The 15862-nt window shown below is 37.9% G+C and carries 11 protein-coding genes and 1 pseudogene; all 12 read right to left on the bottom strand.

Annotated elements, in window-relative coordinates:
• Positions 1 to 135 precede the first annotated feature (135 nt).
• The 12 genes and pseudogenes from hisD to FLP15_RS08165 all read right to left on the bottom strand — a co-directional run bounded on the left by hisD (position 136) and on the right by FLP15_RS08165 (position 15411).
• Complete coding sequence (gene hisD / locus FLP15_RS08220) at positions 136 to 1437, bottom strand: histidinol dehydrogenase (RefSeq protein WP_142766701.1); 1302 nt, start codon at positions 1435 to 1437, stop codon at positions 136 to 138.
• A complete protein-coding gene (gene hisG, locus FLP15_RS08215) occupies positions 1434 to 2063 on the bottom strand; it encodes an ATP phosphoribosyltransferase (protein WP_142766700.1) in 630 nt (209 codons plus the stop codon). Before hisG ends, hisD begins: the two co-directional genes overlap by 4 nt.
• Positions 2056 to 3024, bottom strand: a complete 969-nt coding sequence (locus FLP15_RS08210) for an ATP phosphoribosyltransferase regulatory subunit (RefSeq protein WP_142766699.1) — start codon at positions 3022 to 3024, stop codon at positions 2056 to 2058. The genes hisG and FLP15_RS08210 overlap by 8 nt, the downstream gene beginning before the upstream one ends.
• A gap of 118 nt (positions 3025 to 3142) precedes the next feature.
• Positions 3143 to 4090: a pyridoxal phosphate-dependent aminotransferase gene (locus FLP15_RS08205; RefSeq protein ID WP_223804591.1), complete on the bottom strand. Its 948-nt coding sequence runs from the start codon at positions 4088 to 4090 to the stop codon at positions 3143 to 3145.
• 481 nt (positions 4091 to 4571) lie between these two features.
• Positions 4572 to 5859 (bottom strand): annotated as a pseudogene (locus FLP15_RS08200) (APC family permease).
• A gap of 685 nt (positions 5860 to 6544) precedes the next feature.
• The gene (locus FLP15_RS08195) at positions 6545 to 7291 is read right to left on the bottom strand and encodes a gamma-glutamyl-gamma-aminobutyrate hydrolase family protein (RefSeq protein ID WP_190288383.1); all 747 of its coding nucleotides are present in this window, start codon (positions 7289 to 7291) and stop codon (positions 6545 to 6547) included.
• A gap of 254 nt (positions 7292 to 7545) precedes the next feature.
• Complete coding sequence (locus FLP15_RS08190; RefSeq protein ID WP_142766697.1) at positions 7546 to 8523, bottom strand: L-lactate dehydrogenase; 978 nt, start codon at positions 8521 to 8523, stop codon at positions 7546 to 7548.
• Positions 8524 to 8709: 186 nt separating this feature from the next.
• Positions 8710 to 10212: a pyruvate kinase gene (gene pyk, locus FLP15_RS08185; protein ID WP_142766696.1), complete on the bottom strand. Its 1503-nt coding sequence runs from the start codon at positions 10210 to 10212 to the stop codon at positions 8710 to 8712.
• Positions 10213 to 10298: 86 nt separating this feature from the next.
• A complete protein-coding gene (gene pfkA / locus FLP15_RS08180) occupies positions 10299 to 11321 on the bottom strand; it encodes a 6-phosphofructokinase (protein WP_120771563.1) in 1023 nt (340 codons plus the stop codon).
• A 467-nt stretch (positions 11322 to 11788) separates the two neighbouring features.
• Entirely contained in the window at positions 11789 to 12934 is a 1146-nt protein-coding gene (gene nagA / locus FLP15_RS08175) for an N-acetylglucosamine-6-phosphate deacetylase (RefSeq protein WP_142766695.1), read from the bottom strand.
• Between the two features lie 245 nt (positions 12935 to 13179).
• Positions 13180 to 14349, bottom strand: a complete 1170-nt coding sequence (locus FLP15_RS08170; RefSeq protein ID WP_142766694.1) for a toxic anion resistance protein — start codon at positions 14347 to 14349, stop codon at positions 13180 to 13182.
• A gap of 438 nt (positions 14350 to 14787) precedes the next feature.
• Positions 14788 to 15411, bottom strand: a complete 624-nt coding sequence (locus tag FLP15_RS08165; protein WP_142767472.1) for a 5-bromo-4-chloroindolyl phosphate hydrolysis family protein — start codon at positions 15409 to 15411, stop codon at positions 14788 to 14790.
• Positions 15412 to 15862 lie beyond the last annotated feature (451 nt).

Here is a 15862-nt window from a genome sequence, read left to right as displayed (position 1 = left end):
TGAGGTTTAGATATGGGATTTTACACGAGTTCATCTTTCGTTTTTCTAAGAAAAATGATTAGACGAACTCTTGCGATGATCGGTAAAATAGCCATAGGCTCAACACGGTGTGTCAAGCGTAAATTTTAGTATAATTTACTCTTTGTCAAATCTTACTGTTATGGAATTCGCATGAGCACTCAGACCTTCTGATTTTGCGAACTTTTCTACATCCTCTTTAAACTTTGCTAGACTTTCCCGTGGATAGTAGCTGTATGAACTGTATTTTACAAAATCATATACTCCCAACGCAGAATAAAATTTTGCTGTACCTCCTGTTGGAAGGACGTGATTGGTACCACTCATGTAATCACCTAATGGTTCTGGAGTATGCTCTCCAAGAAATATACTACCAGCGTTTTTTATCAAAGGAAGTTTATTGAGCGGTTCTAAAGTTAGAACCTCTAGATGCTCTGGCGCGAGTTGATTGGAAACCTCAAAAGCTTCCTCAATCGTCCGAACAAGAATTGCTCCACCATAATTTTTGAGCGAACTTTCGATAATTTCACGTCGTTCAAGTTGTTGAATCTGTCGTTCAAGTTCCTGATTGACTGCTGCTATAAGTGGTGCTGAAGTGGTGACGAGTATCGCTGAAGCAAGTTTGTCATGCTCTGCTTGTGCCATCAGGTCTGCTGCAACATATTTAGGATTAGCATTTTCATCGGCAATAATAAGCACTTCGGATGGGCCTGCAATCATATCAATATCAACGCTACCGTAGCAAAGTTTTTTTGCAGTCGCAACGAAGATGTTTCCTGGTCCTACAATCTTGTCAACTTTTGGTATAGAGTTTGTGCCGTAGGCAAGGGCTGCAATCCCTTGAGCACCACCTACTTTATAAATTCTGTCTACTCCTACAACTTTGGCTGCTGCAAGAATCACAGGGCTGACCTTACCTCCTGCTTTGGTTGGAGTAATGATTACAAGCTCTTTAACCCCAGCAAGTTTGGCTGGCACAGCATTCATCATGACAGTAGAGGGATAAGCCGCTGTTCCTCCTGGAACGTAGAGCGCCACCCGCTCAAGTGGACGAACGATTTGCCCCATGATGATTCCTTCATCTTTGTAGATAGACCATGAGTTGCTTAACTGATGTTTGTGGAATTCCTCAATTTGAGTTTTTGTACGTTCTAAAATACGGATATAATCTTCGTCTATTTGCGAAAGTCCTTCTTCAAATTCTTCTGATGTGACTATCAGATTTTTCGGTGTGAGTGTTGCTCCATCGAATTGTTTCGCATAATTAAAGAGTGCTTCATCTCCTTTTGTTTTAATATTTTCAATAATTTTTTCAACAATGTCGGTGATTTCTTTAGAAACTTGGGATTTTCTTCCTTGAAATTTCGTAGTTAAATCTGCTAGATTTTCTGTGTTTTCTATGATTTCTAAGAGCGTCATTTTATTTTTCCTACTTTCTCAAATTTCGTTACCATTTGTAAAATATTTTGCTGTTTAAATTTAAAGCTGGCTTTGTTTACAATCATTCGTGTCGAGATATCACTGATTTTTTCAATAATTTCAAGACCGTTTGCCGCCAAAGTATTTCCTGTTTCCACGATATCAATGATGGCATCTGATAGTCCTACGACGGGTCCTAATTCAACAGAGCCTTCTAGTTTGATGATTTCAACATCTTCTTTTTGGTTGGAAAAGTATGCTTTTGCTACTTTGGGATATTTGGAGGCAATCCTTTTTCGGCGGTGGAATGCTTTGTTTTTAAAATCTGGGTAGGCAGCTAATGCAAAGTAACATTGACCAACTCGCAAATCGAACAACTCATAGTAATCATCAAAATCACTCTCCTGCAAGGTGTCTTTACCAACAAAGCCAATGTCAACAACACCATGTTCAAGAAAGGTGACAACGTCATTTGCCTTGCCAAAAATAAACTGTAAATCATCTGTTGTGGTCACTTCCAAACTTCGTCCCATATTGATGATTGGTCTTGTATCATAGCCTGATTTTTGAAGTAAAAGGATAAGTTGTTCTTGAATACGGCCTTTTGTAACGGCGATTTTAAGCATTTGTTTCCTCCTCTATTGCTTTTAGGATATTGTCCATATGACAACAAAAACCAATAGCAGTGGTTTTGAGTTCAAACCTTGATAAAAGTTCGTCATAGCGTCCACCTGAGATAATGGGTTGACTGACAACATCGCTGTAAGCTGTCAGCATCAATCCCGTGTAATAACTCATGGCTGGAACCATTGCCAAATCAATGACAATCTGATGGTTGCCAGAAAATTGCTGACAGAGTTGAGTAAGTGTACTGACAGCTTCAATCAGTATTTCATCTTGGGTAGCTGTAACTAATCTCAGTAATGACAGCGGGTCTGTCAGCACTAACAACTCTGTCAGTAAATTTTTGAATACTGACGGAAATTGATGACTACTTACAAATTGCTCAATACCGCTGATATTTCTTTTTTTGAGATGCTCTGTCAGCTCTTTTGATTTTTCTTGCCCAACTAATTCGCAAAGACGTTTGTAAAATTTTGCTGAGCCAATTTCAAGGAGGGAGTGTTTGAGAGGGATTTGTTCTAGTGCCGCAAGACTCAATGTAATAATTTCCTTATCTGCAAGTTGTTCTTGCGCTCCCAATAATTCAATGCCAATCTGATAAGACTCTGTGCGGCGACCTTTGTGTCGTTTTTCTTTTCTAAAAACCTTGCCAAAATAGACATAGCGCTCAATTTCTGAATTTCTTGTATAGGCGTAAGTTCGCGCTAAGGGAATGGTGAAATCGTAACGCAAAGCGATCGGTTTTCCTTCGTGATTAATCATCTGAAAAAGTTTCTCTGGTTTAAAATCTGAACCAAGCTGGGTGTAAAGTTCAACGTATTCAAAGTTAGGTGGCATTACTTCTTGATAGTTCTCGTTGATAAAAATCTCACGCAAGTTTTTTTCGATTTTTCTCAGATTAGCAACTTGTATAAGCGACATTTCTGCCGACTCTTCTGGAAGCAGATAGTGATAGTTGTTCATTTATAATTCCTTATAGTTAGAGTGTTCTGAAAGCTTTTGATTTATTTTATTTGAATGCTGTTGAAGTCCCTCAATGAAATGTACAAAATAAAAATATAAATTTTTTATTAGAACACCTTTATTTTTTTCTTTCTTCAAGATATTGTTTTAAAAAGTGTGCAACTCTTTTCATTTGGTCATCAGTGCCGATTGTGATGCGCAACCAATCGTTAAGACGCGGTTTTTGCCAATGTCGCACAATAATTTTTTCATCATAAAGTGCATTAAATAACTCTTTCCCCGAAATTTTAGGATGTTTAACAAATACAAAATTGGCTTTGGAGTCTGTCAGTTCAAAACCAAGCGTTGTCAGTGATGATTTGAACCATTCCCGCGTAGAAATAATTTTTTGAACAGTATGATCAAAATATTTCTGGTCTAAAACACTAGCAATCCCGATTTCTTGTGCCAAACTATCCACAGGATACGAATTAAACGAATTTTTCACATCATATAGTTTACTAATCGCAAACTCATTGCCCAAAGCTACGCCTAAACGAATACCAGCAAGAGCCCGTGATTTTGAAAAAGTTCGTGTAATCAATAAATTTTCATACTTATCCAAAAGAGAGATCGCCGATTGTCCACCAAAATCAACGTACGCCTCATCAATTAAAACAAGAGAATCTGGATTTTTGTGCAAAATATACTCAATTTCGCGTAGATTTATCGCCAAACCAGTCGGAGCATTAGGATTAGCAAAGACAATTCCACCATTTGGCTGACAATAATCTGCAACAACTAAACGAAAATCCTCAGCAAGAGCTACATTTTTATACTCAATATCGTACAAATCACAGTAAACAGGATAAAAGGAATAACTAATATCCGGCATTAACAATGGCTTATCACTATTAAAAAAAGTCAAAAACGAAAGAGCAAGCACCTCGTCAGAACCATTGCCAATGAATATTTGTTGCTCAGATAACCTGTAATATTGAGCCAATTCTGCACGAAGCCGATCGACATCAGCTTGCGGATAAAGTCGCAAATGTTTACTGTCAAACTGACGAAGCTGCTTCGTCACTAATGGACTAGGAGGATAGGGTTCTCATTCGTATTAAGCTTTATCATATCCATAAAATCAGGTTGCTCACCCGCAACATAAGGGTGAACTTTGCGTAGATTATCTTTCCAAGACATAAAAATTCCTTTCATAAGTTCCTTTTTTCTGTCAGTATGCTGACAGAAATTGATATAAAAAAACCGCCTAAAAGCGCGAGGCTTAAAGGACGGCATATCAATCGTGGTTCCACCTTTTTTCGTACTCTTTTCACAAAAAGTACCTCAGTAAGTATAAACTCAAGCTATAACGAGACAAACGTCTTCTGTCAGTACTGACAGAAAAAAGATTGCGATGAGTGTGGTTCATTTGTCATAACAGACCTCTTTCTCAGCAACGAGGCTCTCTTTTCTGCTACAAACAAATTACTCTTTCATCTCTATTTTTAAATTATTTTAAATTATCTGAATTTTAGCACAAACATTATTTTATGTCAAGAATAAATTTATTCTTTTTTTAGTTTATATGACCCAGTGATAAAATAAAAAGGAATAGCAACAACCAATGCTCCAAGCCCCCAAAGCAATTGTTCGACTTCAACCTGCGTGAGTAACCAGACACTGACTAAAATAGCCACGCTAGGAATAACCCAACCAAACGGCAATCTAAAGGACTGTTTAACCTCTTTCTTAGTTTTTGCAAAGACTAAAACAGCGAGACAAGTCGGGATATATTGAGCAAAGCGCGAAATTGCTGAAATAAGAGCAAGCTGAGAAAAGGTACCTGACCACGCGATTACGAGAACAACAATACCAGAAATAACAATAGAAATATAAGGTGCATTAAATCTATTTCTTCTCGCAACCACCTTAGGTAGCATTTTATTTTCGGCTAAAGCAACGCCTGAACGCGGAGTCAAATACGTTGAGGCAATAAGTAATCCTCCTGTTGAAAGCAATGTTCCAGCTGCAATTAAATCCCTACCAAAAGCTCCAGCAACTTTTTCAAAAGCATCTTGAATAGGCACTGAACTTGCTGATAACGAATGACTTCCCAGAATACCAATTGCCACTACCTGTATTAAAACATAGAATACCGCGACAGCAAGTGTTGTCAATATGAGAGCACGAGGCAAATTTTTCTTTGGATTTTCCATATCACCAGCTGCGACAACTAGCCCCTCAAAGCCTGTAAAAGCATAAAATAGAGTAACCGTAGCTTTCCCGAATGAGCCAGCAACATAATGACCTTCAGGAAAAAGTGGCGTAAAATGTGTGCCATGAATAAAGAAAATGCCAATTGCCACAAACAAAATAAGTGGGATAAGTTTTGATATCGTAACCGTGTTAATAATCACCTTAGAAAGCCTAACTCCAGCAATATTAATAATAGCAAGAATAACAACAACTGAAGTAACCGCAAGCATTTTTCCAGCTTCTGTAGCAAAATAAGGAAAAATAGAAGGTTGTAAAGGCAACCGCCATCGTAGCCTCAGCAATAATACGAATTGCCCAAGTTACAAAGCCGACTTCAAATCCAACAAAACCACCAAAAGCTTCCTTAGCGTATAAATAAGGTCCACCATCTGTATCAAAATAATTTGCTGCCTGCGCAAAGCAAAGCGCAATACTAATCACAAGAAGGGCATCAAAAACAAGAACAAAAATTGATGCCACACCGATTAATTGTGTTCCTGCACTCGGAAGTAAAAATATTCCTGAACCTATAATACCAGTGATTCCAAGCAATATCATACTCCAAAATCCCATTGGCTTTACTACTTTTTTATCCATTTTTTTACCTGAATTCTTAAATTAATGATTTAATATTATTTCACATAAACAATTTTCTTATACCTGATACACTCATCAAAGTATAGAACAGTTAATCTAGACAAACAATCCAAGTCATTTTTAGATTAACCGTTATTAGTTTCACTTTGAAGTGATTACTTCATCAGTGGGAGATTCTTTCTCTCCCACTGATGTTAGTAGAACGAAAGCAAAGCTTGCCATTTCGCCTTATCGCTTTGCCTTTTGCTCTTACTGCTTTAGCAGTTAAGCAAACGGACAGCGGAGCAACGAAGTTGCGTAGACCGTTCGTAGAACGGCAGGCGAAGCACGTAGCGATTTAGAGCGAATGGACAGCGTAGCGAAGCGGAGATAGTGCTGCTTATCCCTCCGTGGGGGATTTAGCAGACACTTGCTTGGTTAAAATCTCGCAGAACTTTCATACTATAACTGTCCCTTCGTTCTATCTCAGCAAATTTATCGCTACGCTATCCACGCCATCTCCTTATCACATGCTTCTAACTTATCTTCAAATTGTAGATACACACGGTGCAATCTATTTAAACTCTAAAGCCAACAATAGAACTTTAAAACTGGTAAGAATAGTAATGATTACAATTGATGTATCATAATACCCAGTTACTTCATGCAATCAGATTACAATCTAAATTCCTTGTTCCTGCTTATTCTAGTTTATTTTTGATTTCTCACAACGCTCTATAAAATGCTCAAAAATCTCTAGTTGCAACTTATCTGAACGCCACATATTCTCTGGATGCCACTGAACCGCTAAAATCTCTTCTTCCTTTGACTCAATCGCCTCAACAACTCCATCATAAGCTGTTGCAGTCACGTTAAAACCTTTCGCTAAATCTTTAACAGCTTGATGATGACGCGAGTTAACATAAGCCTCAGCCCTAAATATTTCATACAAATAACTTAACTCACTAATTTTTACATGATGTGTTGGGAAACCACCTGGTGCAGATTGACTGTGTTTGAGATTGCTCCTCGGATTTTGTGCGACCAAATCTTGATAGAGTGTCCCTCCAAATGCCACATTAATAAGTTGTAAACCACGACAAATTCCAAATATTGGTTTATTTGCTTCCCTTGCAGCTTTCACTAGAGCAATTTCGTAACAATCACGTTGATAGGCTGTGCGACCTATTTCACGAATTGGCTCCTCACCAAAAAAAGTTGGATCAATATCTGGACCGCCTGGAATAATCACCCCATCAAATAATCTCACAGCTTCCCTGGCGAACTCATCAGCAAGACTCACGTTATCAGGAAACGGTAATATAATTGGAATCCCTCCTGCTTCAATAATCGCTTCTTTCAAGTCTCTTGGAGCAAAATCAGCGGAATTTTGATTGATAACTCTAGAAGGCTCGACCATACTATCCGCTGTTATAGCAATAATTACTTTCATCATATTTTTCCCCACTAAAAATTTAACTTAACAAAAGCCTGATATATTTATTTTCAGTCAATCATCCAGTTTCTTTACTCTGAAATCACTATTATAAAGTATATATCAAAGCATTCATAATTATATTCCTTTTTATATACAATTGCAATAATTTATCAATGATATTAATCAGAATATATTTTTGTAAATAAAAAAAGTTCATGGCAGAAAATAATTCCGCCACAAACTCTTGTAAAGTTAATAGTTATCAAAAATTAGTTTTTTATTGCTGAAGCAAACTCTTCTTTTTGGAAAGCTTCTTCAATAATTGATTTTAATTGTGTACCAGAAGCTTGCATTTTTTGCATTTCAGCATCATTCAATGGAATATGGATTGGATTAACAACTCCTTCAGCTCCGACAACTGCTGGCTGACCCAAGTAGCAATCGCTAATACCATATTGACCATCTTGGAAAACAGACACTGGAAGAACAGCATGTTCATCATCAAGAATTGCTTTAGTAATACGAGCAAGAGCCACTGCTACACCATAGAAAGTTGCACCTTTCTTAGCAATAATTGAATAAGCAGCATCACGAACAGATTCAAACAATTCAACAATTTCTTCTTCATTGAGATATTTGTTTTCTTGGAACCATTGTTCCAATTTAACACCTGCAACATTCGCGTGCGACCAAACAGCAAATTCTGAATCTCCGTGTTCACCCATGATATAAGCATGAATTGAACGAGCATCAACACCAACTTTTTCTCCCAAAGCTTGACGGAAACGAGCAGTATCAAGTGAAGTTCCTGAACCTACAACGCGGTTTTTAGGGAAACCAGAGAATTTCCATGTTGCATAAGTCAAAATATCTACTGGATTAGCAGCAACGAGAAAAATTCCTTTAAATCCTGATTCAACAATTTTAGTAACAACATCTTTAGTAATACGGAGATTTTTTTCAACTAAATCAAGACGAGTTTCACCTGGTTTTTGTGGTGCTCCAGAAGTCAAGACAACAAGGTCAGCATCATGAGCATCAGAGTAATCTGCAGAATAGATTTTTTTAGGCGAAGTAAATGCCAATGCATGAGAAAGATCCTCTGCATCTCCTTGGGTTTTTTCTTTAAAAATATCAACGATTCCCAATTCTTGGGCAATTCCTTGGTTTACGAGCGCAAAAGCGTATGATGAACCTACTGCACCATCACCAACGAGGATTACTTTTTTACGTTGTTTTTCAGCCATGATTTCTTTGATTCCTTTCAAATTACGAATGAGTTTATGTTTTTAATTTAGTGAATATCTACTCTTATTTAGCGTTGCTTAAAGAACAGATTGAGTTATTTTTGTCAAAAATATTTGACATAGTATCAGGAAATAAAGTCTGCCAATATTGACAGACTCATTTGTCATATTCTTTTTTCTTTAGGTTTATTTAACTGTACGAATACGCATTGTATTTGTGCGTCCTGAACCAACTGGTACACCAGCAACGATGATAATATTATCACCAGATTCAACTAAACCAGAAGCCAAAGCTGCTTTTTCAGCTACTTCAAACATATCATCAGTTGAAGCAGGTTTTTCAGTCAACAATGGAATAACTCCCCAGTTAATCATCAAGCCACGTTCAACTTTTTCGTCAAATGTAACAGCCAAAATATCAGCATCTGGACGATGTTTAGAAATCAAACGTGCTGTGTTACCTGACTCAGTCAAAGCAACAATCAACTTGATATCCATTGCTTCAGCAGCATTTTTAACTGATGATGCAACAACTTCTGTTACAGTTGCTTTATCATATTTTTCTGGATGAAGACGACCATATTCTTTCAACATTGTTTGAGCATTTTTGTTAACAGTAGCCATTGTACGAACTGATTCGCGTGGGTATTTACCATTAGCAGACTCACCTGAAAGCATTGTAGCATCAGTGCCATCAATAACTGCGTTGAACACGTCAGAAATTTCTGAACGAGTTGCACGTGGTTTTTCAGTCATTGATTCAAGCATATTTGTTGCGGTAACAACCATCTTACCAGCTTTATTAACTTTACGAATAATCAATTTTTGGTAAACTGGTACCATTTCAAAAGGTACTTCAATCCCCATGTCCCCACGAGCAATCATGATACCATCTGCTGCTTCAATGATTTCATCAAGGTTATCAATCCCTTGTTGGTTTTCGATTTTCGCAAGAAGTTGAACATGTGCATTACCAGTTTCTTCACAAATTGCACGTACTTCATTAACATCTTTAGCAGAACGTACAAATGAGATAGCAATAAAGTTCAAACCTTGTTCAAGACCAAAACGGATGTCCGCATTATCACGCTCAGCAAGTGCTGGGAAAGGGATTTTGGTGTTAGGGATATTGACACCTTTTTGTTTGCCCACATAGCCATCGTTTTGAGCTTCAACAACAAATTCACGAGTTGCAGCGTCTTTTTCAAGAACAGTTAAGCCCAATTTCCCATCATCAATCAAGATAGTCTGACCGATTTCAACATCGTCAAAAATATCAAGTCCACCAGCGACATTCAAAGCAATTTTTTCAACAGTTGAAGTCAAACCTTGCTTAGTTGCCACGCGGAATTTATCGCCTGTAAGGAATTTATATTCGTCTGCGCCATCTTCATAGACTTCAGTACGCATTTCAGGACCTTTAGTGTCAAGCAAGAAACCAACTTTACGTCCAGCGATTTCTTCAGCACGACGTACAGTTGCCATACGTGCGCCTTGTTCTGGGTGATCACCGTGTGAGAAGTTGAAACGGAAAACGTCAGCACCTTCCTGAATTAGAGATGCAATTGTTTTTGCTGAAGTTTCAACATCAAGTTCTTCTCCCCAATAACCTTTTTCACCAAATTTTTTACCACCGCGAGTTTCAACGGCAGGGCCAAGAGTTGAGACGATTTTTACACGTTTATTCATTATGTGTTTTCTCCTATAAAAGATTTTATTATCTGTCTCTAGCTGTGCGTACTTCAACACTTAACTAGAAACTAGAATGCAGTAACTTAATTAAGGTTGAGATTGTTCAGGTCTGAATTCAGACGGTAGAGTTCAAGACCAGCTTTGTGTGGGTTATTCACTTTGATACCACCGTCTTCAGTCAAACTGAATAAAGCATGTTCTTCAGCGCTACCTAAGATTGGACTTTCCACAAGTTCTTCATTATGAATACCAACTGCTACACCTCCGATACCATCACGGAGTAATTCAACGGCACGAGCCCCCATACGTGATGCAAGAACGCGGTCACGCGCTGTTGGAGAACCACCACGTTGGATGTGTCCAAGAACAGATACACGCAAGTCACCTTTATAGCCAGCTTCTTTGAGTTTTGAGGCAAATTCTTCACCTGACATTACGCCTTCAGCGAGAACGATGATGTGGTGGTTTTTACCTTTTTCATAGCCTTTGTTGATATTATTAACAACGTTTTCAAATTTGAAACTCTTTTCTGGAATGCAGATATCATCTGCTCCAGCCGCAATACCTGACCAAAGAGCGATATCTCCAGCATTACGTCCCATTACTTCAACAACAAATGTGCGGTTGTGTGATGATGATGTATCGCGAATTTTGTCAAGAGCATCAACAACCGTTGAAACAGCAGTGTCAAAACCAATCGTGAAGTCAGTTCCCACGATGTCATTGTCAATAGTACCTGGAAGACCGACTGCTGGGAAACCATGTTCAGTTAGGCGCATTGCACCATGGTAAGAACCATCACCACCGATAACTACTACACCTTCAATGCCGTGTTTTTTAAGTTGCTCAATCCCAGCAAGTTGCCCTTCAATTTGAGCAAATTCTGGATAGCGTGCTGAATACAAGAAAGTCCCACCACGTCCAATTTTATCACCAACTGATGCTGAAGTGAGCGGGAAAATATCTCCTGCAACCATACCAGCATATCCGTGATTAATACCGTAAACTTCGATACCTTCAGAAATCGCTTTACGAACAACGGCACGAATAGCCGCGTTCATTCCTGGTGCATCACCACCAGAAGTCAAAACTGCAATGCGTTTCATTAGAGATTTGTCCTCCGAATTATAAGATACATAATTCCATCAGCACTGACAAGGATTTATCAGTGACTTTATAAATCATGCTCATTTATTATCTAGTTCATTATATCACGTATTTTCAAAAAAATCTTCTAATAAACTGTGTAAACCGTTTACATTACAAAAAATTTTTGAACCCTTAATTTGCAAAGGTTTTCTCGTATTTTTTAATGAAATTTTTCTGTCAATTCAAACTTTTCAGGCTTATTATTACCACAAGTTTTTTGTTCTCATCTACGACAGTATAGCATAAAAAAGTAAAATATTTTTTACAATTTTATGTCTTAAATACACGAGTATAAATCATTTTTTTAACTTATCAACTGCTTCCATTTTGTCTATAGTTTTAAATATTGACTTTATTTTGATAAGCTAAATTCAAAAGCCGAATATCGTTATGATATTCGACTTTTAATTAGTATTACTTGCTCTTAACCAAATCGCTTTTTGCCATCGAGATAAGTTGCAACAAGGTTCATTTCGCTATCAAGGACAATGAAATCTGCATCCAATCCTGTTTTAATCTGACCACAGACATCGTCAATATTAACTGACTTAGCTGGTGTTAAAGATGCCATCATAATCGCTTGGGCAGGAGTTGCGATTCCCCAATCAACAACATTTTTTACAGCTGTTTTCAGTGTCAAAATAGAAGCTGCAGGGCGACCTGTTGGAAGCCATGCTGCACCATCACGCACTTCAACTTCGTACTCACCAAGCATATATGGGCCATCTGGCAGTCCTGCTGCACGCATCGAGTCTGTAATTAAAACAACATGATCAGCACCCCTCATCTTCATCACAATTTCTGCTGCTTCAGGGCGAACATGATGACCATCACAAATGAGTTCAGCATAAGTATTTGGCGTGTTTAAAATCGCGCCTACCATCCCTGGTTCTTGATGAGTCATTCCTGACATCCCATTGAATGTATGAATCCACATCGTTGCACCTGCTTGAACTCCTGCTACAGCTTGTTTATAAGTCGCATTAGAGTGACCGAGAGCAATGATTACACCTGATTCAGTAGCTTTTCTGATGAACTCCTCTGAACCTTCACGTTCAGGTGCCAGTCCGACTTTTTTTAACATCCCATGTGCTGCATTTTGCCAATCTTCAAGTTCCCACATTTTCGCATCACGCATATATTTAGGATTTTGCGCTCCTTTGTGTTCTTCTGTGAAAAATGGTCCTTCAAAGAAAATCCCGCGTATCTTGGCTCCACGCGCTTCTTGATAGTGCTCACCAACAACGCTACAGACTGCTTTTAATCCCTCATGGTCATCTGTCAATGGACTGGGTAGAAATGAAGTAACTCCAGCCGATAATAGTCCTTCAGACATGGTGCCCATGATTCCCTCAATTTCGGCATCTTGTGCATCAGCCCCACCAAATCCGTGAATATGTGTTTCCACAAGTCCTGGTGCAATAGATTTTCCAGAATAATCCAAAACTTCAGCGGAAGTTGGTATTTCCTCTGTCCACTCACCAAATTTTCCATCAACAATCTCAAGAAAACCACCTTTTTTAATTTCATAAGGATAGAAAAATTGGTCAGCTCTGATGTAGTAAGTCATAAAATCCTCCTAAATTTAAAACGTAAACAATGCATGATTGAAGTGATTCTCCACCTCTGCTGTTCAGAGATGAAGCAACTCTAAGCATTGAATTTCGCCCGACTAAATTCGGTTCCTACTGAATAAGCCTTTGCTTCATTTTATCACGATTCATACTTTCTGTCAACAAGAAGTATATACCAATTGAACTATCAGAAGTCACCTGTTGTACTGAAAAGTCTGTCAGTATACTGACAGACTTTTTGTCATTGCTTATTAGAAAGTTGTAGAAGCTTTGTTTTGATTTCTTCTTCCATTTTTGCCATTTCAATCTCACCTTGTTGACGTTTTTGACGACCGTCAGCTTGGATACGCATAGTTTCTTGAATCGTATCTACCAAATTTTGTTGAGTTAATTTCAACGTTTCAATATCAACCAGTCCACGTTCATTCTCAATAGCTGCTTCAATAGTTGAGTTTTTAAGCATTTCCGAATTTTTCTTCAATAAATCATTTGTTGTTTCAGAAACAATTCGTTGACTCGTCAATGCATCTTTTTGTTTCAACAATGTCAATGCAATAGCAACTTGATTTTTCCAAAGCGGAATTGCTGTATTAATTGACGTCTGAATCTTTTCTGCTAATTCTTGATTGGTATTTTGAATAAGTCTAATCTGAGGCGCTTGTTGAATTGTCAGCTGACGCGCGAGACGTAAATCGTGAGCACGTTTTTCCAAACGATTTTTGTAAGATTCCAAATCGTTCACTTTTTGGACAACAAGAGCATTATCTGTTGATTGCTGTGCTTCAAGGCGAGCCTTAGGCAACGTTTCATTATCCAATTCCTGAACTTTTAATTCCGCTCCTGCGATAAAAACATTGAGCGCTTTAAAATAATTCAAATTTTCATCGTAAAGTTTGTCCAAAGTTTCATTATCTTGTAGCAATCCTTGTTGCTCATTGTTCAGCTTTGCTGAAATTTTATCAATTCCCGCCCCAATTTTTTGATACTTTTGAGTCACTTCAAAAATTGATTTTTTAACTTTTCCAAACATCTTAGTGAACAAACCCTTGTTCTCCGCAACCAACTCATTAGGATTAGCTTGCTGTAAGTTAAACATCAGGTCTGTCAGCGATGTCCCTACTTCTCCTAAGTCCTGAGCCTGTACTTTATTTAAAACACTTTGCGAAAAAGCCGAAATTTTATCTTGCGCATTTGCTCCATAAGCAATGACAGACTGTGCGCTGTTTTCATCAAGCTGCTTTGAAAGTTCTTTTGCTTTTTCCAACTCCTCAGGCGAGAGTGCGTCAACGGCTGCTAAAGCAGCATTTTTATGCATTTCTACAATCTCTGACTTTTGCTGTTCATCAAGTTGTTCGGCATCTTTGATGACCTTATCATTATTTAGTAAATCATCTAAAATCGGATTCTCCATGAATTTTTTGTCCTTTATCTGTTTTTCTTAATTATAAACGATTCCTGCCAAAAATGACAGGAATTTTTTAATTATTTATTTCTGTCAGTATAATGACAGACTTTTTAGCTGTACTGACAACTCTTTTATCAAAGCAAATGCGTGCGATCTCCGCCTTGCGGCTACGCGATAAACATTTGTCCGTTTTATCTAGCCGTTAAAGCGTCTGATAAAAAGGCTGTCAATGCTCGCTAAGGCGCTACGTGTTTCGCATGCCGTTCTACGAACGGTCTGCTACGCTATCCGTTTGCTTAGCTGCTAAAAGCAAGAGCAAAAGGCAAAGCACCTAGTCGCAATCCCCCACCTCTTAGGTAGGGGATAAAGCAGCACTATGTTTCGAATTTCGTCCGACTGAATTCGCTGACAAATACTTATGGTACACGCTCATCGGTTGTGCTATCAGTCAAAATTCACTTGATGCTTAATCACATTGACATCGTCCATAAGAATTTCATGATAATTTTTTGAAATTGCTCCTGACAAAGTTTTAATCAGTAATAATGTTTCATCCAAATCACGTTTAATATCATCAGTTCTTACAGACTGCTTTTTCATCTCAATGAACTTTTCTGTCAGTTTGACCATATTTGGTAAGTTTTTGTATAGAAACTCATTTTGCTTCGTCAGCTCTTGAGGATTTTGCACAATATATCTGAAAGTTTGTTTACTTGAGTCAAGTCCACCTGTTACAGACTCAACAACTTGTAAATCATCATCTTTCTTTTGATGGGCTTCCCAAGTTTCAATATTTGCTTTTGCTTCAGCCAGATTTTCACGTAAAATCTTGATGTCACTGTCAGAAAGTCCTGCTTCATGGTAACGTTCCATATTTTCTTTCAAACTCATTGATTTATCCTTATAACCTCCACGTTCCTCACGACGATTCTTGCGCATAAAGCCAATACCAATAATCATTTTTACAATCAAGAAAAAGAGAATCAAACCAAAAATCATGTTCACAATTCCCCAATGTCCACTACCTGCCATCATTCCCTGATGATTCATAAACAAACTGACTGGCATATTTTTTTCCTCCTGCTTGCGTCCTGTTATCACAAGTTTCTAATTTCAAATTCATTTTTAGTTTAGCAAACACCTGCTAATTTTTCCATCTATCTATGGTGGCAAAACAAACAGCACTAAGCTCTGCTTTCGTTACTACTAATCATCTTTTCAAAAAGATGAAGTAGCAACGAAAACTAGCCCTATCAGGCTATATCTATATTTTATCACATTTTTGAATAGTGAAATCATACTTAGGGCTGATTTTTAATCTTGCTTATGATAAAATGAAAGAGAAATAGAAATACATGAAAGCGTCTGTTTTTTCACTAATACTGTTTAATTTCTAAAAGTTCTTTTTAGAAATTACTCCGCTACATTGTTGATACACCACGGGTATCCATTCGCTCTACCTCCGCTTCCCTCCGCTGTCGATTTCACTAAGCCACTAAAGTGGCAAGTTCAAATCGCA

This window comes from Lactococcus protaetiae, assembly GCF_006965445.1.
GTDB lineage: Bacteria > Bacillota > Bacilli > Lactobacillales > Streptococcaceae > Lactococcus > Lactococcus protaetiae.
The sequence above is the reverse complement of the archived record's forward strand: the minus strand, read 5'-3'. Positions and strand labels throughout refer to the sequence as shown.